Annotated in this window: 16 protein-coding genes and 1 tRNA gene; all 17 read left to right on the top strand. The window is 60.7% G+C overall.

The features are described 5' to 3' along the window. Window positions 1-145 precede the first annotated feature (145 nt). The 17 genes from LK493_RS04805 to LK493_RS04725 all read left to right on the top strand — a co-directional run bounded on the left by LK493_RS04805 (window position 146) and on the right by LK493_RS04725 (window position 18,729). On the top strand, window positions 146-1,333 hold the full coding sequence (locus LK493_RS04805; RefSeq protein WP_117803913.1) for a glycosyltransferase: 1,188 nt from the start codon (window positions 146-148) through the stop codon (window positions 1,331-1,333). Further along, on the top strand, window positions 1,330-2,673 hold the full coding sequence (locus LK493_RS04800; protein ID WP_006235157.1) for a histidine kinase: 1,344 nt from the start codon (window positions 1,330-1,332) through the stop codon (window positions 2,671-2,673). The genes LK493_RS04805 and LK493_RS04800 overlap by 4 nt, the downstream gene beginning before the upstream one ends. 72 nt (window positions 2,674-2,745) lie before the next feature. Further along, window positions 2,746-3,462: a LytR/AlgR family response regulator transcription factor gene (locus LK493_RS04795; protein ID WP_006235156.1), complete on the top strand. Its 717-nt coding sequence runs from the start codon at window positions 2,746-2,748 to the stop codon at window positions 3,460-3,462. A gap of 97 nt (window positions 3,463-3,559) precedes the next feature. Continuing rightward, window positions 3,560-4,027 carry a YfcE family phosphodiesterase gene (locus tag LK493_RS04790; protein ID WP_117584170.1) on the top strand — a complete coding sequence of 156 codons (468 nt, stop codon included), beginning with the start codon at window positions 3,560-3,562 and terminating at the stop codon, window positions 4,025-4,027. Between the two features lie 410 nt (window positions 4,028-4,437). Continuing rightward, window positions 4,438-4,515, top strand: a tRNA-Asp gene (locus LK493_RS04785). Between the two features lie 359 nt (window positions 4,516-4,874). Beyond that, window positions 4,875-5,360: an RrF2 family transcriptional regulator gene (locus LK493_RS04780; RefSeq protein WP_227790308.1), complete on the top strand. Its 486-nt coding sequence runs from the start codon at window positions 4,875-4,877 to the stop codon at window positions 5,358-5,360. A gap of 21 nt (window positions 5,361-5,381) precedes the next feature. Continuing rightward, window positions 5,382-6,287, top strand: a complete 906-nt coding sequence (locus tag LK493_RS04775; RefSeq protein WP_227790307.1) for an HhH-GPD family protein — start codon at window positions 5,382-5,384, stop codon at window positions 6,285-6,287. Between the two features lie 114 nt (window positions 6,288-6,401). Next, on the top strand, window positions 6,402-6,941 hold the full coding sequence (gene rbr / locus LK493_RS04770) for a rubrerythrin (RefSeq protein WP_117746791.1): 540 nt from the start codon (window positions 6,402-6,404) through the stop codon (window positions 6,939-6,941). Between the two features lie 272 nt (window positions 6,942-7,213). Further along, entirely contained in the window at window positions 7,214-7,846 is a 633-nt protein-coding gene (locus LK493_RS04765; protein ID WP_217750331.1) for a hypothetical protein, read from the top strand. Window positions 7,847-8,279: 433 nt separating this feature from the next. Further along, on the top strand, window positions 8,280-8,714 hold the full coding sequence (locus LK493_RS04760) for a hypothetical protein (protein WP_195364160.1): 435 nt from the start codon (window positions 8,280-8,282) through the stop codon (window positions 8,712-8,714). Window positions 8,715-8,837: 123 nt separating this feature from the next. Continuing rightward, entirely contained in the window at window positions 8,838-9,368 is a 531-nt protein-coding gene (locus LK493_RS04755) for a DUF6036 family nucleotidyltransferase (RefSeq protein ID WP_195235013.1), read from the top strand. Further along, the gene (locus LK493_RS04750; RefSeq protein ID WP_195235012.1) at window positions 9,365-9,928 is read left to right on the top strand and encodes a transcriptional regulator; all 564 of its coding nucleotides are present in this window, start codon (window positions 9,365-9,367) and stop codon (window positions 9,926-9,928) included. Before LK493_RS04755 ends, LK493_RS04750 begins: the two co-directional genes overlap by 4 nt. 51 nt (window positions 9,929-9,979) lie before the next feature. Continuing rightward, window positions 9,980-11,335 carry a DNA recombination protein RmuC gene (rmuC, locus tag LK493_RS04745; RefSeq protein WP_022095168.1) on the top strand — a complete coding sequence of 452 codons (1,356 nt, stop codon included), beginning with the start codon at window positions 9,980-9,982 and terminating at the stop codon, window positions 11,333-11,335. Window positions 11,336-11,462: 127 nt separating this feature from the next. After that, window positions 11,463-13,265, top strand: coding sequence for an ABC transporter ATP-binding protein (locus tag LK493_RS04740; protein ID WP_227790306.1), 1,803 nt, complete (start codon window positions 11,463-11,465; stop codon window positions 13,263-13,265). Between the two features lie 63 nt (window positions 13,266-13,328). Continuing rightward, a complete protein-coding gene (gene nth / locus LK493_RS04735) occupies window positions 13,329-13,994 on the top strand; it encodes an endonuclease III (protein ID WP_227790305.1) in 666 nt (221 codons plus the stop codon). Between the two features lie 158 nt (window positions 13,995-14,152). Next, window positions 14,153-17,785: a transcription-repair coupling factor gene (mfd, locus tag LK493_RS04730; protein WP_227790304.1), complete on the top strand. Its 3,633-nt coding sequence runs from the start codon at window positions 14,153-14,155 to the stop codon at window positions 17,783-17,785. 80 nt (window positions 17,786-17,865) lie between these two features. Next, complete coding sequence (locus LK493_RS04725; protein ID WP_227790303.1) at window positions 17,866-18,729, top strand: phosphatase PAP2 family protein; 864 nt, start codon at window positions 17,866-17,868, stop codon at window positions 18,727-18,729. The last annotated feature ends 8 nt before the right edge of the window (window positions 18,730-18,737 follow it).

The raw sequence follows: 18,737 nt of genomic DNA, 5'->3' as shown, positions 1-18,737 counted from the left end.
CGGTACTCTTTTGGGGTTATCCGCAATAAACATTGCGACTTGCGAGCAATGATTTGCCCAAGTGGGTATGATGGAATCAGCTAGGTCGCGGGGCGTCGCCTGTGTTTGGCGGCGCCCCGTTTTTGTGTTGCAGGGAGGGTAAGGCATGAACGCCACGGTCGTGATTCCAACGTATTGGGCGGGCGATGACGCTTGCGCAAACGCCCCTGGCACCTATGACCATTCGACGCGACTCAACGCCGACAATCCCGAACTCGACCGCTGCCTGGCCTCGCTTGAGCAGGTACGTGACATCCCGCGCATCATCCTTTTGGTGGTCTGTCCCGTTTCTGCCACAGCCGATGTGTCGCTGCGCGTGCACGAGATTGTCGACGCGCATCCCACGCTCAAGGTCACCGTTGTCACCAACACCCAGGCCTCGCGCATCGCAGACCGGGTTGCTCAGATCGCGCCCAAGGGTTCGGGCGAGTGCGTGAGCCTGCGAGGCTACGGTGCCATCCGCAATATGGGGCTAGCCTGCGCCGCTGTGCTGGGGCATGACGCGGTTATCTTTTTGGATGACGATGAGACTGTCATCGACGCCGACTTTATGAAGCGCGCGACCTATGCGTTGGGGCAGCAGACGCGTCAGGGCTTGCCGATCTTGGTCAAGAGCGGCTATTTCTACGATCGCGACGGCTCGCCGCTGGCTCCCACGGACAAGGCGGGCATCTGCCATCGTTGGTGGACCAAGCGCATCGAGTTCAACCGTTGGATGAAAAAGGCGCTCTCGGGCACCCGCATCTCGCGCTCCAACTACGTGTGCGGCGGTCTGATGGCCCTGCACGCCCGCGCCTTTACGCGTGTGGCCTTTGACCCGTTTATCACCCGCGGCGAGGACTTGGATTACCTCTTTAACATGCGCATGTTTGGCTACGACGTGTGGTTCGATAACGAGTGGACCGTGCGCCATCTGCCTCCGGAGTCCGAAAAGCGCTCACCGCGCTTTATGCAGGATGTATACCGTTGGTACTACGAACGGGCCAAGTTGACATTCGCCGCGCATCAAAAGGAGCTCATTCCCGTTACGGCGGCATCGCTCATGCCCTACCCGGGCCCGTGGATTTCGCGCGAGCTCGACGACCGCGTGCGCAAGACCGCTATGGTCCGCAGCGTGTTTACCCGCGAGCATGAGGGCTACCTGCGCATTTGGCGCCATGGTATCGGCGAGGCAAAGGCCTATGCGCGCCAAAACGCTGCAAGCTACCTGCGTTTCCAGAGCTTTTGGCCCAAGATCATGGACGGGCTTTGGCGTGACGCACAACTGATCAGTATCCTGGAGGGGGCCGAATGATCGACCGCCGCGCCCAGCGCGATAGTTCAATATCAATCTTTCGCATCATTGCCGTTGCCTGCGCCATTTGCGTGCTGGTGTACTTTATTTTTGCCTTGGTGACCGGTATCGAGCCGATCGCCACGGTGATTGCCTGCGCGCTGCTGTGCATCTTTCTGTGCATCTTTATCTTTTTGACGCTCAATCCCGATTCGGTGCGCTCCCAGTACACCGAGGAGACGCTCTCGGTGGCCTCGGCCATGCTCGAGGACATTAAGGGCGGTCTGACGCAGGAGTCGGCGCGTTTGGTGTGCCGGCGCATTTTGCCCGAGACGCGCGCCATGACGGTGGCCATCACCGACGAGGACAACGTGCTTGCCTGCGCGGGCGAGTTTGAGGAAAAACTGCTGCCCGATACTCCCATCCACACGCTTGCCACACGCTACGTTATCGAACATGGCATCGTGCAGTCGTTCAACCGTATGGTGGATGTCGTGGGCTCGGACGGCTCGCACAACCAAGTCCCCGCCGGCATTATCGCCCCCATCAAGGTGGGCGATCGTACCGTCGGCACGCTCAAGTTCTACTACAAGACCCCGCGCGCCGTCGACCGTACCCAGTATGCGCTTGCCTCGGGCTTTGCCGAGATCTTGTCCACGCAGCTCGCCATCCACGAGCTCGAGGTGCAAAAGGAACTCACGGCGCGCGCCGAGGTGCGTGCGCTGCAGGCGCAGATTAACCCGCACTTCCTGTTCAACACGCTGAACACCATTGCATCGTTTACGCGCACCGACCCGCTGCGGGCCCGCGAACTGCTTCGTGAGTTCTCATCGTTCTATCGTGCCACGCTCGACAACTCGGGATCGCTTATTCCGGTCTCGCGCGAGGTCGCACAGACCAAGCGCTACCTTACCTTTGAGAAGGCCCGCTTTGGCGAGGATCGCGTGCTTGCGACGTTCGATGTGTCCGAGGACGTGGAAGATACGCTGGTGCCGGCGTTCGTGATCCAGCCGATTGTCGAGAACGCCGTGCGTCATGGTATGGGCGATGACGACGCCCTGAGGATCGACGTGACCGTTCACCAAGACGGCGAGGATGCAATCTTGATTGCCGTGGCCGATAATGGCGTGGGCATGGATGAGGGTACCGCCGCCAGACTGTTTGACGAGCGTTCTGCCCGTCCCGACGCCAGCTCTCCCCAGGGTGGCGGCGCCGGTGTGGCCATGCACAATATTTCGGAGCGCATCCATCGCTTTTATGGGCCGCACTCCTATACGCGTGTCGAATCGGCGCCGGGCAAGGGCACCAAAGTGCTCCTTCATCTTGATTTGTCAGAGAGCATCTTTGACATTCAAGAGTAAAATAATAAGTTATGGGTTTAACGCTAGTTGGCGGATGCCCGACGTAGTTAGTTGACGAAAGGTTTTATCCCTATGCTGCGTGCGATGATTGTGGATGATGAGGCGCCGGCTCGCTCGGAGCTTCGCTTCCTGCTCGAGCAAACGGGCAAGATCGGCACGATCACTGAGGCGTCGAGCGTCCGCTCCGCCATCGAGATGCTTATGGAAAGTCGCGTAGATGTCGTGTTTCTCGATATCTCGATGCCCGGTGCCTCGGGCCTGCAACTTGCCGAGGCGCTGCATAAGCTCAAAAATCCGCCGGCGATCGTGTTTGTGACTGCGTATAGTGACCATGCGGTCGAGGCATTCGACGTGGATGCCGTCGATTATCTGATGAAGCCGGTCGAGGAAGCTCGCTTGGATCGCGCGATCGAGAAGGTCATGCAACGCGCCAAGCCGGTTACGGACAGCAAGGTGACCATCGAGCGTATCCCGGTGGAAAAGGGCGGCCGCAAGGTGCTCATTCCCGTGGACGACATTCGCTTTATCATGGCCAAGGACGATTACTCCTGCATCTATACCGTCGATGATCGCTTTTTGTCGACGACCTCGCTGGCGCAGTTTGAGGCCAAGCTCTGCGACTTTGGCTTCTTCCGTGTTCACCGCCGCTATATCGTCAACTTGGCGTGCGTCACGGATGTGGAGACGGTGCCCTCGGGCGCCATCCAGCTGGGCATTACGGGCGTCGACGAACGCGTGCCGGTTTCGCGCCGCCGCGTCGTGCCGCTTAAGAAGGCCCTGAGTCTCTAGCACACTGGCCCCGCAGCCCTGTAGACCTATCGTCTGCGGAGCCGTGGGGCCTTTTTGTATGTATCTGCCGAATCGTTTTTTTTGCGGAAGGGATCCCATGAACAGTGCAAGCGCCAAGCGTATCGACATCATCTCGGACACCCACGGCTATTTATCGCCTGCGCTCTTGGATGAGCTTGAGGGCGCGGATCTGATTATCCATGCCGGTGACCTTACGTCGGAGATGGACTACGAGCACCTATGCACTATCGCCCCCGTGCGGGCCGTACTGGGCAACAACGATTACTACCGCGACTACGGCCCCGATGTAGACCGTCTTGCGCTCTTTACCTACGAAGGCCTCAAATTCGCCGTAGCCCACTACCGCGAAGACCTTCCGGTGGGATCCGTAGACGTAGCCATCAACGGCCACACCCACGTAACCAAAGAAGCCCAAGTGGGCCGTTGCTTAGTCCTCAACCCGGGCAGCGCCAGCTACCCCAGAGGCACCCGAGGCCCCACCATGGCCAGAATGCTAGTAAAAGACGGCAAGATCCTAAGCACTAAGTTTATTGACCTAGACTAACCGCAACAAAAACGGGGGATGCACAACGCATCTCCCGTTTTTCTTTGAGCCAAAGTAAGAAGTTCAACAAGATCCATCAGACCAACCCCGCCGAGGAGCACGCGGGCTAGCCGCGCAGCGGCGCACGCCCGCAAAACTGGTTAAATAATGTGACGGCAGGGAGGGTCTCCGGGGCTGAGGGCGGGGGTTAAGTTTGTCGCGAGTTCCGCACGCAAAGGAAAGCACTTAATGTGCTTTCCGTCTTGCGCAGGACTGTAGAGCAGCAAACTTAACCCCCGCCCTCAGCCCCGGAGACCCTCCCGGATGGCCCTGAAAAATTTTTTCAAAAAAGTTGTTGCGCGCCGGACAGACTTCTGTGTATACTAATCCCCGCAGCGCACGCGAGCGGAAACAAACGCGAACGCCTGCCTGGGGAGTTAGCTCAGTTTGGTTAGAGCGCCGGCCTGTCACGTCGGAGGTCGCGGGTTCGAGCCCCGTACTTCCCGCCAACGCAATTAAAGCCACGTCTTCGGACGTGGCTTTTTGCGTTTGATGCACTTTGTTTCGATAGAACGATCGCCCCGGTGCATCTTCGCCCAGAATCCCCGCGCCTTCGGGAACGCAAGTAAAATCTAATAAGTATATCTGTCTGAACAACAGCTTTGTTGCGCAACACCTGTTCTACGAGACAGGGGGTTAGGTTATACTAAATTGCACTGTGCGCCGCACCTGATGCATTTCGCTCCAAGCGCGGCACTCAGTGGATATCCGATTTACCATTTGGATGTCCTGGCGGTCATTTAGCGTCTCGACACAAGCTCGGCCCCGGAGCTCGTTCGAGCTGTTCGTATTCCTTGAAAGGGGAAAAATGGACATATCGAGGAAGACTGATTACGCCCTTCGTATGCTGGCGATGCTTGCTGAGGATCCGGAGCGTTTGCTTTCTGTTCGCACCGCTGCCGAAGAGGTCAATGTCCCGTATTCGTTTGCCCGCTCGATTCAGCACGGTTTGGTCCAGGCCGGTATTGTGGAGAGCCTGCGCGGCGTCCACGGTGGCATGCGTCTCAAGGTCAGTCCGGACGACGTCACTATCCGCCAGGTCGTCGAGGCCGTTCAGGGTCCTATGGTTATGAACGATTGCACCGCGCCCGATGGTGACTGTGCGCGCATGGGCGCGTGCTGCTATCATCCCCTGTGGGCCGGAGCCCAGGCGTTGATGCGCGACTACCTCGATTCCGTTTCGCTCGGCGACATCGTCGCTCGCCGCCAGTTCCCAGCCGTCGATCCCAAGTTCGCCGACCGCGAAGCGTTTCCCGAGTATGCCACCTGCGCGTGCGCTTACCGGGAGGAATAGCGCCGCATAAGGAGCATAGCCATGATTCAGGACCCCTTTCGTTCGATGATTCGTTCGGAAGGGGTCTTGCGTTATCGCGACCTTCCGTGGCGCCGAACGCGCGACCCGTACATCATTTGGCTTTCTGAGGTCATGTTGCAGCAAACACAGGTGCCGCGTGTGGAGGCGCGCATGCCGGTGTGGCTCAATCGTTTTCCGACCGTGCAGGCGCTTGCCCAGGCCGCGCCTTCGGATGTTTTGGACGCTTGGCAGGGGATGGGCTACAACCGACGCGCTCTGGCGCTTCACGGGGCCGCTCAGCGCGTTGTAGAGGACTGGGGCGGGGAGTTTCCGCGTGAGACGCGTGACTTGGTCACTCTGCCTGGTATTGGCCCGGCAACGGCGCAGGGTATCCGGTCGTTTGCGTTTGATCTTCCGGGCGTGTATCTGGAGACCAACGTGCGCACGGTCTTTTTGCATCATTTCTTTCCCGATGTGCCGGCCGTTCCCGATCGCGAGCTGGTGCCGCTGATCCAAGCTGCCTGTCCGGCGGTCCCCGGTGCGGCGGCGGACGAGATTACGCCCTTTGCCGCGCCTCAAGACGATGCCGACACGCCGCGCGCGTGGTATTACGCATTGCTGGATTACGGCGCGTATCTTAAAAAGACACTGCCCAATCCGTCCAGGCGGTCGGCGGGCTATAGTCGTCAGTCCAAGTTTGAGGGCTCGCGCCGCCAAAAGCGCGCGCATATCGTGCGTATGTTGTTGGCAGCGCGCGATGGGCAGCCGGCGGGGATTACGCTTGCTGATGCCGTGGTGGGCGTTAACGAGATGGAAGCGGCAGCCGGTCGCGGGCCGGTCGAGTGCGACTTGATCGCGGGCATTCTAGCTGACCTGGAGCGCGAGGGCTTTTGCCGAGCCGAGGACGATCGTTGGTTGAGTGTGTAGCCCGCTCAAATCTGAAGAACGGGATTGTAAGGTTTAAATTCGCGGCTTGAGGGCATCCTAAAGACAAGGTCGCTCAAAGCCTATGGGCGGCACGTGTTGAAGGGAAGTACACCTATGGATTTTGAGAATTCCCAAACCAAGAAGAACCTCGAGACCGCTTTTGCCGGTGAGTCCCAGGCACACACCAAGTATCGCTACTACGCATCTAAGGCCAAGAAAGACGGCTACGTTCAGATTTCGAATATCTTTGCCGAGACCGCAGGCAACGAGTCCGAGCACGCCAAGCTGTGGTTTAAGTATCTGCACGACGGCGTCGTCCCCGATACCCTGGACAATCTGCGCGATGCCGCCGCAGGAGAGAACTACGAGTGGACCACGATGTACGATGAGTTTGCCAAGACCGCCGAGGAGGAGGGCTTTGCCGAGATTGCCGCAAAGTTCCGTGGTGTCGCCGCCGTCGAGAAGGCCCACGAGGAGCGCTACAACAAACTCGTCGAGCGCATCGAGTCGGGCGAGGTGTTTGAGCGCGAGGGCGTGAAGGTGTGGAAGTGCCTGAACTGCGGGCACCTGCACGTTGGTGCCGAGGCGCCTGAGGTGTGCCCGGTGTGTAACCACCCGAAGGCGTACTTTGAGGAGCAGGTGGTGAACTACTAGCGCTTGGCGCTAGCGTGAGCTGGGCCGGGAGGGCCGGACTACCTTCCCTCCTCGCTCACGGCTTCGCAGGGTCGCGTTGAGGGAAGGTAGTCCGGCCCTCCCGGCCCGCTTTGGGTCGTCGCGTGCTCGCTACAGAAAAGCTGATAAAAAAGTTTGTGTGCCGCCCCTTATGGGGCGGCACGTTTTTGTGGGGGCCGGTTGGGGCGGTGACGTTGCTTAGAGGGTACACTGGGTAGCGTTGGCTATTCGTTTCCTCTTGTGAGGTGTTGGTTATGGGTAAGAAGTCTCGGGCTCGGGTTGCTGCGGCGGGAACTCGCAAGGATCCTGGTCGTCGGGTTGCCGAGGGTGAAAAGGCCAATCGTGCTGAGAAGGGCAAGAAGGTCGGTGCGCATGCTCATCCTGAGTGGGCGCCCCATTTGAATTCGGCTAGTGAGGACTTGACCGCCAAGCTGTTTACGATGGTCGAGGTCATCTTGGGCGTGGTGCCTGTGGTGGTCATTGGCCTGTTCCTGGCCTCTAAGGATGCCACGAGCGTGGATAAGCTCACCGAGGTCTTTTCGCAGGAGCCCTCGATGGTGGTCACGTTTATTTCTGCGTGCCTGCAGCCGTTTGTGGCGTACATGCTGTACATGATTTATCGCAAATACTGCGAGGGCGATGCGGGCTTTGCCGCCGGCAACCTGATCGGTCTTTTGTGCTCCGAGATCCTACTGCTCAATATCCCGGGCGTCATCGGTATGGGCATCTTGCTGTGGCGTGTTTGGCGCAACGTTGCCCCGCACTTTGAGAGTTGGCTGTTTGAGCGCCGCGTAATGGGCGTGCTGGCAGACATCGCCGGGTCGCTCGTGATTCTCGTCTTGGCATTTATGTGCGCCACCGCCGCCCGCGGTCTCGCGGGCATGTAGTCTGTTCTCACCGACCACGGGGCGCAGGGCGGGGAAACCTTCCCCTCTCGCTCACGGCTTCGCAGGGTCGCGCGAGGCAAAGGTTTCCCCGCCCTGCGCCCCGGCGTTGAGTCGTCGCATGCTCGTTACAGAAAAGCTGATAATAAGTTTGTGTGCCGCCCCTTTGGGGCGGCACTTTTTGTGTGGGGTCCCGGTCTCCACAATTTTCGTCAAGCTATTGGTTAGATTTTGGTCAGTTGGCGTAAGGGTGGAAGGCCAAAAGATTGTTGGCGAAAAAAGCTCAGAGAAAGTGCTGGTAGGGGAGTTGTTGAGCTTTTCGACAGCTTTTGAGCAGAAGAAACTTTGTGGCTATTGCCGGCGATTGCGTTGTCGCGGTCATGGCGGTGCGGGATGCTGGTCGTAAGCGTCGAATGCTCCGATTTTGGAGGCCAGCATGGATCTGTTTCTTGAGACTCCGCAGCAACAAGCCGAGCGCATGTTGCGCCAACAGCAACGGCTTATAGAGATGCAAATGCAAGGGGCGGCAGCCCAGCCCTTTGCGCAAAATGTCGTGCCCGCTGCTGTACCTGCAGCTGTGCCCGGGTGTAAATCGGCGCCAGAGGCCTATTCCGTACAGCAAGATTCATATGCGCAGGAGCTCGCGTTCGACAAGCGTCGTGCGCGTCGTCGCCGTGTGGGCCAGCGCTTGCGCATATTGGCGATGATCGTGCTCATCCCGTTAGGGCTTGCGGCCATCTTTCTGGCGTCGTATGCCCTCACGTGCATCCTCAACGGCGCATCGCCCAACGAGGTGCTCCAACATCTGTCAGCCCTCGGCCAGCGCCTAGGCGATGTCATAACAACAATCCGCGCCGGCTGGGAGAGTTAGCGTTTGTCACATTAGGACTTCTAGGGTGTAGGGATTATCGCCATGAGTAGAATCCTCGCATCCTGTGGGTCCTGTCATGCGACTTAATAGTATTATTGAAGATGAATAATAATAGGATTTGTTATGTATAAGCAGGATTTAGAACAGACTCTTTTGGGCATTGACGAAGAGGCGGAGCTGGAAATAGGTCCAAGAGACGACAGGCCGAACGTTGTATTGGTGGGAGGAAGCGCCTTCATGCTAAACGATGTGACGAATCGTTCGGTTACACATGACATTGATGTGTTTGAGGCAGATAGGTGCCTCCGCGAGATCATAGCTCGATACCCCGAGGTGAATGGTATGGCGGTGGCATATTGTAATCAGATGCCGTTCAATTACGAAGATCGTTTGATTCCCTTGGATATTGGGGCGCGTTTTATCAGGTACTTTACGCCATCCTTGGAGGACCTGGCGGTAATGAAGCTCTATGCCTGTCGTCCGAACGACATCATCGATCTTCATAGTCAGGCATTCGTCGACCGACTTGATTGGGGGTTGCTCGAACGGCTTATATTCGACGAGGGAGAGGCGCTGGCGTCGTCGCCTTCGGAGCGGAGTTATCAAGAGATGGTCTGTGCATACAGGCAATACAAAAAGGAGGTGCTCGGTTGAATCTGACCTTTGAGGGATTCTTAAAAGGCTATTGCCGAGAGCTATCCGGACAGCGGTCGCTGAGTTTTAGAAAATTGGTTGAGCAGGCGACGACGGATGCGCCGCGCGTGGCGGAGCCTCTGTTTTTGCTCGCTTTGGCGCAAGGAAAAGCCGAATACGTTCTGGGTTTATCCGAGGGCTCGTGGATGGAACGGGATTACCGAGACGTTTTATCCTTGTACGGTCAAGCGGGTAGCATGGCGTCTCTATGCGCCAAAAGTGAGCTCCCAAATCGTTATGCCAACGTTTGGCGTGCGTATAGAGCGGTGAAGGAAAAGCCGGCGGCCGATAGAAGGGTGAACGCCCTGATGAGAAAGAAAACGCTGGAAGCATTGGAGGAATCGGGTGTAACGCGCTATGGCCTCTGCCGTGCTCTGCACCTGAATAAAGGAAACGTATACGCATACTTGGCCGGCGATGACTCAAAGGTGAGCAGGAAAACGGCGCGCCGCATTATGGAATATGCGGAGGAGAGGGGCACCCAAGAAGGGGCCGGGCGCCCGGTGTGTGTGGCGGGGTAAGATTGATCGCGGTTTTGATTGGTGCTCGATTGGGTTTGTTGGGCGGAGTTTATGTCTGCTATTGATATTGTGCTTGTTGTGATCGCCTTGGTGGCGGTGGGGGTTGCTGTGGCTTGCGCCCTCCAGCTCAAGAGCCTGCGTGCCGAGTTGCGGGAGCGTGGCGACAGTAGCGCGGAAACGCTGGCAGCACTCGAGCAGGCCAACAACGCGCTCGATGCCCTGAACGTCGCGCTGGCCGAAACTCGCCGCACGGCCAATGCCATCGCGCAGCAGCAGACGACAGATGCGGCCGTGGAGCAGCAACGTTACCTGACCATCGCACGTGAGTTTTCGCAAGCTGGTGACCGGATGGATGACCTGCGCCGCGAGACGGCCCAACAGCTCGGTGCCAACCGCGAGGGTATCGAGCATCGCCTGGACAAGGTGCGCGAAACGGTCGATGCTCAGCTGGGCGCCATCCGCAAAGACAACAACGTGCAGCTCGATCAAATGCGTGCGACGGTGGACGAGAAGCTCTCCCGCACGCTCAACGACCGACTGTCGGCATCGTTTAAGCAGGTGAGCGACCAGCTCGAGGCCGTGTACAAGGGCCTGGGCGACATGCAGTCCATCGCCACCGGCGTGGGCGACCTTAAGCGCGTGCTGGGCAACGTGAAGGCGCGTGGCATTTTGGGCGAGGTGCAGCTGGGTGCAATTCTGGCGGACATCCTTACGCCCGACCAGTATCTGGAAAACGTCGCCACCAAGCCCGGCGCCTCGGAGCGCGTTGAGTTTGCCGTCAAGCTGCCGGTGGACGAGGGCGATCCCGTGCTGCTGCCGATCGACTCCAAATTCCCGGGCGACGCGTACGAGCACTTGCTCGACGCGCAGGAGTCGGGCGATGCGGAGACCGTGGCGGCTGCGCGCAAGACGCTCGACACCATGGTCAAGCGCGAGGCAAAGGACATTTGCGAAAAGTACCTGAGTGTGCCGGCAACGACCAACTTTGGCATCATGTTCGTGCCGTTTGAAGGGCTGTACGCCGAGGTCGTCAGCCGCTCCGGGCTTATCGAGACCCTGGGCCGCGACTATCACGTCAACGTTGCCGGCCCCAGCACCATGGCGGCCATTCTCAACAGCCTGCAGATGAGCTACCAGACGTTTAGGCTGCAAAAACGCACCGACGATGTACTGCGAGTGCTCTCCGCCGTCAAGGCCGAGCTGCCGCGCTATCAAAAGGCGCTGCGCCGCGCCCAGCAGCAGATCGAGACCGCGGGTAAAACGGTCGAGGGCATTATCACCACGCGCACCAACGTCATGGAGCGCAAACTCAAGGATATCGACGCGCTGGAAGACGCCGACCAAGCCGATGAGATCTTGGGACTCACGCCCGCGGGCCTTTCCACAGACCAAGAAGACGAGGACTAATTGCAACAAGGCAGCGGGGCACCGGCGCAAACGCGGGCACCCCGCTGCCTTTCACATCGCGCTTGCCTGAAGTGCGCTTTAGTGTGCAACAATGGCGTTTCGCCCTATCAGACGCGAAAGGAAGCCCATGTCTCAGAGAAACACCAGTCCGCTGAAACGCTCCACCGTGCGCCGCACGCTGCAGCGGTTTTGGGGTGTCACGCGCACGCAGCCGCTGATTGTCTTTCTCTCGGTGTTCTCGTCGGCGGGCTACATCTTTTTGCTGACGTTTGCCAATACCTATGTGATGGCCCTCATTGTCGACCGCGTTCAAGCCGGTCCCGTGGCGGGTGACCAGGTGTTTGAGGTCTTCGGCCCCTATATCCTGGCGCTCGTACTCGTTAACCTGGTGGGTCAGATCCTCTCCAAGCTACAGGACTACACCGTCTACAAGCTCGAGATCGCAGGCAACTATCACCTGGCGCGTCTATGCTTCGACACGCTCTCCAACCAATCCATGACATTTCACACCAGCCGCTTTGGCGGATCACTCGTGAGCCAGACGAGCCGTTTTATGAGCGGCTATACGGGGCTGGTGGACGTGACGGTGTATTCGCTCATCCCCACCATCACCTCGGTCGTCTGCACGGTGGCGGCGCTCGCTCCGGTGGTGCCGACGTTTACCGTGATCCTGGTGGGCATCATGGTCGTCTACATTGCGTTTGTCTGGCTTATGTACAAGCGCATCATGCCGCTTTCGGCCGCGACGTCCGCCGCGCAGAACAAGCTCTCGGGCGTGCTCTCCGACGCGGTCACGAACATCTTGGCCGTCAAGACCTGCGGGCGCGAGGACTTTGAACGCGATCTGTTCGACGCCGCCGATCGTGCCGCGCGCGATGCCGAGACGGTCTCGATGCACGCCATGATGCAGCGCAACTTTACGACCTCGGGTCTTATCGTCATCACCATGGCCGTGGTGAGTGTGTTCGTGGCGGGCGGCAACGCGTGGTTTGGCATCTCGGCCGGCTCGCTCGTCATGATCTTTATCTATACCTATAACCTCACCATGCGCCTGAACTACGTGAGTTCCATGATGCAGCGCATCAACCGCGCTTTGGGCGATGCGGCCGAGATGACGCGCGTGCTGGACGAGCCATGTTTGGTGGCAGACGACCCGGACGCCCCTGAGCTCAAAGTGACCGAGGGCGCGATTGATTTTGAGCACCTGAGCTTTGCGTACCGTGACGCTGCGGCGGGCGAGACCGTGTTCGATGACCTGACGCTTCATGTGGCGGCGGGCCAGCGCGTGGGCCTGGTGGGCAAATCGGGCTCGGGTAAGACGACGCTCACCAAATTGCTGCTGCGCCTAGACGATGTTCAGGGCGGTCGCGTGCTCGTGGACGGCCAGGACGTCTCGCGCTGCACGCAGCAGAGCCTGCGCCGCCAGGTTGCCTACGTGCCGCAGGAGGCGCTGCTGTTCCATCGCTCCATTCGCGAGAATATCGCCTACGGACGCCCCGACGCCACCGACGAGCAGATCCGCGAGGCGGCTCGCTTGGCTAATGCGACCGAGTTTATCGACCGCTTGCCCCGTGGCTTTGACACCATGGTGGGTGAGCGCGGCGTCAAGCTCTCGGGCGGCCAGCGTCAGCGCGTGGCTATCGCCCGCGCCATCCTAACCGACGCGCCGATTCTGGTGCTCGACGAAGCGACCTCTGCCCTGGACAGCGAGTCCGAGGCGCTGGTGCAGGAGGCGCTCGAAAACCTGATGCGCGGGCGCACCTCCATTGTGGTGGCGCATCGCCTGTCCACCGTGGCGGCGCTCGACCGCATCGTGGTGCTGGCGGACGGCGAGATCGTCGAGGATGGTACGCATGCACAGCTCGTCGAGGCGGGCGGCGAGTACGCGAGCCTGTGGAGCCGCCAAACCGGCGCATTCTTGGAGGCGTAAGCGTCTCGGACGTGGGACAATTGTGCCCATAAGTTTATTGTGCCGTTGAGCCGAGGAGTCGTTATGCCACGCGAGACCAATGCCGCCAAGCGCGAGCGCGCCATCGAGGTGTGCGAGCGCCTCAACCGTCGCTATGGCCCGGTCGAGTGCTTTTTGGACCACGAGAATCCCTTCCGCCTGCTGATCGCGGTGCTGCTCTCGGCACAAACGACCGATGCGCAGGTCAACAAGGTGACGCCGCGGCTGTTTGCCCAGTGGCCCACGCCCGAGGCCATGGCCGGGGCGAGCGTGACTGACGTGGCGGACACCATCAAGTCGCTTGGCTTTTATAAGAGCAAGGCCAAGCATGCCGTGGAGGCCGCGCAGATGATCGTTGCCGATTACGGCGGCGAGGTGCCGGCCGACATGAAGGAACTCGTGAAGCTGCCGGGCGTGGGACGCAAGACGGCGAACATCGTGCTCAACGTGGGGTATGGCATCGTAGAGGGCATTGCGGTGGACACGCACGTCAACCGCATTGCGCACCGCCTGATGCTGAGTCCCAAGACGCATGCAAAGGAGCCGCTCAAGACCGAGCAGGATTTGCTCAAGATTTTGCCGCACGAGTATTGGGAGTCGGTCAACCATCAGTGGATCACCTTCGGTCGCGAGATCTGCGACGCCCGCAAACCCAAGTGTGACGAGTGCCCGCTGGCAGATTTGTGCCCCAGCGTGCGCGTAGCGGGGTAGGGCGGAACGCATTTTCGTCTGGCGTTTTTTTGCGGGGCTGGGTTTGCCCTTGAGCCGGAGTCCTCTCCATGCGCTACCATGACGGACAATGTATTTGACGTACGACCCGCCGAGCTTGCCCCGGCGGGCTTTTGGCGTTGCGATGCCGGAGGAACAGCATGCTCATTCACCGTATAGCCGCGCAGCTCTACACTGCCGAGGCGCTGCAGACCGTCGAGGCCGGACTCGATGCCGGCGAGGACGTGACGCTGGCCGTGTCGCAGTCGGGTCGCACGCTTATGGCGGCCGCCCAGTTTGCGCGCCGTCCGCGCCCGACGGTCTACATTGTGAGTGGCGAGGATGCGGCCGATCGCGCCGCGCGCAGCCTTGCCGCCTACGTGGGCCTGGCGCACGTGTGCCGTTTTCCCGAGCGCAAGGACTATCCGTGGCGCGAGCAGGCGCCCGACGACGCCGTGGTGGCGCAGCGATGCGAGGCCCTGGGACGCATCGTGCGCGGGGACAACTGCATCATGGTTGCCTCGGCTCGCGCGTTGCTGCGCTGCGTGCCGCCGGTCGAGAGTCGCTACTGGGAGTCCACTACTTTTGCGGTGGGCGAGGAGATTCCTTTTGATGAGGTACCGCAGCGTCTGGTGGGCATGGGCTACACCAATGCCGGCGCCGCCGATGCGCCCGGTCTGTTCCGCGTGCACGGCGACACCGTCGAGGTGTTTCCCGCGCAGGAAAAAGCGCCCGTGCGCATTGAGTTCTTTGGCGATGAGATCGATCGCATCCGCCGCATGGTGAGCTCAACGGGGCAGACCATCGGTAACGAAGACAGCATCGAGATCTTCCCCTGCCGTGAGCTGGCGCTCACCGACGAGGCCGTCCACAACATGCATGTGGCGCTCTATCGCGCCAGCCAGGACGACAGCAAGTTGGCGGCGCTGCTCGAGATGGTGGATGCACGCATCGTCACGCCCGAGCTCGACCGCTTTTTACCGGTGATGTACGGCCAGACCGTAAGCCCGTTGGCGCACGTGAGCGGCAAGGCGCTCGTGGTCCTGTCCGAGCCGCGCTCGCTGTTCGACGACTGCCTGCGCGCCTACGAGGATATTGAGGCCCGTGCCGGCGAGGCAGGGATTGACCGCCTGGATGGTCTGTACGTGCGCGCCCAACAGCTCGATTTTGGTGCCCAGCAGCGCCTGAACTATGTGAGCCTCATCCGTGCCGGCGGTGCGGTGACGGCCGAGCTCAAGATTGAGCAGCCGGCCATTGCGGGCTCGGACAACCGTTTTATGACGCGCATTCAGGAAGTCGTGGGCAAGCGCTATGCCTGCGTGTTTGCCATCCCCGATCGCGGTGCGCGCGAGTCGATGGAGCTCACCTTTGGCGATGAGGGTATTACCTTTGAGGAGTCGCTGACGGCTGCGCCCGAAAATGCCGGTGCTATCGGCGACCGCGTGCGCGTGGCAGCGGCGGATTCCGCCGACCGTGCCGCACGCCAGGAGGCCCATGCTTCCATTCGCGAGCGTAAGGCCGACGCGCTCAACGCCCGCTCGCTCGAGGCGGGTGCCGCCCAGGCTGCCGCCGGCGCCGCCGTGCCCACTATTTCGCGCGGACGTGTGACCTTTGTCGATGCCGCCTTGCCGCAGGGCGTGGTGGTGCCCGATGCCAACCTAGCCGTGTTCTCGATCGCCGACCTCAACGCCCGCATGGACGCCAACCGCGCGCGCAGCCGTCGCAAGGTTGACATTACGCAGATCACCTTCCCGTTTAAGCCGGGCGACTACGTGGTGCACGCCACCCACGGCATCGCGCTCTTTAGCGAGATCGCGCGCCAGGAAGTGGGCGGCAAGGAGCGCGATTACTTTTTGCTGGAATATGCCGACGGCGACAAGCTCTACGTGCCGCTCGAGCAGGTCGACCGCATCACACGCTATGTTGGCCCCGACGGCGACAAGCCGCGCCTGACCAGGCTCAATACCGCCGACTGGACGCGTGCCACCAACAAGGCACGCAAGAACGCCAAAAAGCTGGCGTTTGACTTGGTCGACCTGTATACGCGCCGCTCGTCGATTACCGGTATCGCCTGTCCGCCCGATACGCCCGAGCAGATCGAGATGGAGGAGAGCTTCCCTTACGACGAGACGCGCGACCAGCTGGAGGCCATCGCCGACATTAAGGCCGACATGGAGGCGCCCAAGCCCATGGACCGCCTGCTGTGCGGCGACGTGGGCTTTGGCAAGACCGAGGTCGCCCTGCGCGCGGCCTTTAAGTGCGTGGACTCCGGCCGCCAGGTCATGGTGCTCTGCCCCACGACCATTCTGGCCCAGCAGCACTACGAGACCTTCTTTGAGCGCTTTGCCCCGTTTGGCCTCGAGGTCGAGGTACTCAGCCGCTTCCGCACGCCGGCGCAGCAAAAGCGCGCGCTCAAGGCGTTTGCCGAGGGCACGATCGATGTGCTCATCGGCACGCATCGTCTGCTTTCGGCCGATGTGAACCCCAAGAACCTGGGCCTGGTGATCATCGATGAGGAACAGCGCTTTGGCGTGCAGCACAAGGAGCAACTCAAGAACCTGCGCGAGCAGATTGACGTGCTCACGCTTTCGGCAACGCCGATTCCGCGAACCATGCAGATGGCCACGAGCGGCGTGCGCGACATGAGTCTGATCACGACGCCGCCGACCGGGCGTCGTCCCGTGATCGTGCACGTGGGGGAGTACGACCCCGACGTGGTGAGTGCGGCGATTCGCCTGGAGGTGGGCCGCGGCGGTCAGGTGTATTACGTGTCCAACCGCGTCAAGACTATCGACGACGCCGTGGCGCGCGTGCACGAGGCCGCGCCCGAGGCGCGCGTGGGCGTGGCGCACGGCAAGATGAGCCCGCGCGAGGTCGAGGACGTGATGATCGAGTTTGCGACCAAAAAGATCGACGTGCTCATCGCCACGACCATCGTGGAGAGCGGCATCGACAACGCGACCGCCAACACGCTGATCATCGAGGATTCGCAGCGTCTGGGTCTGGCGCAGCTTTACCAGCTCAAGGGCCGTGTGGGTCGCTCTGCCACGCAGGCCTACGCGTACTTTATGTTCCCGGGCGAGCTGCCGCTCACCGAGGAGGCGACGGCGCGCCTGACCGCGCTTTCCGAGTTTCAGGATCTGGGCAGCGGCATGCGCATCGCCATGCGCGACCTGGAGATCCGTGGTGCCGGCTCGCTTATGGGCGCCGAGCAGCACGGCAACCTGTCGAGCGTGGGCTTCGACCTGTTTACGCAGATGTTGGGCCAGGCAGTGGCCGAGGCGCGCGGCGATGATGACGCCGGCGTGGAGGCGGCGAGCGTGGGTATTAACCTGCCGGCCGACTACTTCTTGTCCGAGGAGTACCTGCCGGCGGTGGACCAGCGCGTGCTCGTGTACCGTAAGCTCGCAGCGGCCGAGGACCTGGAGAGCATCGACGAGGTGCAGGAAGAGACCGAGGCCGCGCATGGCGAGCTGCCGTTGGCGGGACTCAACCTGTTCAATCGCGCGCGCATCCGCATTCGCGGCGAGCGTCTGGGGCTCGAGAGCGTCACGCTCAGTGGCGGTCGCATCACGTTTTTGGGCGTCGACGTGCCTAAGAAGGTGGCCTTTGAGCTTAAGACCCGCTATGGCGCGGTGAACTTCCCCAAGAGCCGCAAGCTGTCGGTACCCTACAAGGCAGGCGCCGGTGCGGGCAGCGGCCTGGGTCGCGGTCTCGACGCCAACGACGGCACCGGCCCGGTGGCCGCGGCGCTCATGCTGCTGCAACAGCTGGGCGCTAGCGACGACGACTAACAAGTAGGGGGCGTGGCGGGATGAAGTTGTCTTTGTCCTGCCACGTTGCAGGTTGATTCCAGCCCCATCGAAAGGAAAGCATGTTCGGGTACATCTATAAGAAAGATGCCGCCATTATCGCGGTTGTCCTGTGTCTTTGTCTGGGCGTGGGCAGTTTCTTCGATTATCAGATCTCGAGCGCGCTGTTCAATATCGGCAGCATGTACGGCCGCTTTATCGAGGCCGCCGGCGAGCTGCCGTTCGAGCTGACGGCGAGCATCGCGGGCGTTATGCTCGTGCGCGCGGTGCGTCCCGACTCCAGGGGGAGCAAATGGCTCGCTGTGCTCGGCATCCTCGTCAACGTTGGCCTGACCGGCTACGAGATCGTTTCGTCCCTGAGGGTTGGCGGCAAACTCATCGCGGCTCAGTTGGTGCTGACGTTTGTGCTGGTCATCGTCGCCAACCTTATCGTCTATCGCCTCACGCGCACGACCGAGCCCGACGAGCTCACACGCTGGGCGTTGATGGTGCTTGCCGTGTGGGTCGCTCAGGCCATCATCCTCAACGTGATCGTCAAGCCGCTGTGGTCGCGCCCGCGCATGCGCGTGATCGAGGTCACGCCGGGGCTCAATTTTCAGCCGTGGTGGGTGATCGGCAATCCCGACAAGTGGACCTATATCGCCGCCGGCGTAATCAAGGACGGCTTTAAGTCGTTCGCGAGCGGGCACACCGCGCATGCGGCGATGGGTCTTATGCTCGCCGGACTTCCCGCGGTGGCCTTTAAGGAAAAGCCCTCGCGCCGTCGGGTGGTCTTTTGGACGGCGGCTGTGGTCGCGGCGCTCGTCGCCTTTGGCCGCATCGTGATCGGAGCGCATTTTTTGAGTGACGTGAGCTGCGGTTTTGCCCTGGTACTGGCACTTGAGTGCCTTGCCGCGCGCATTGCCTATCCCAACGGCGTACAATAGCTCCGTTT

This window comes from Collinsella aerofaciens (assembly GCF_020709435.1).
GTDB lineage: Bacteria > Actinomycetota > Coriobacteriia > Coriobacteriales > Coriobacteriaceae > Collinsella > Collinsella aerofaciens_AU.
Note: the sequence above shows the minus strand (reverse complement) of the source record. Positions and strands in the feature narration are given on the sequence as shown.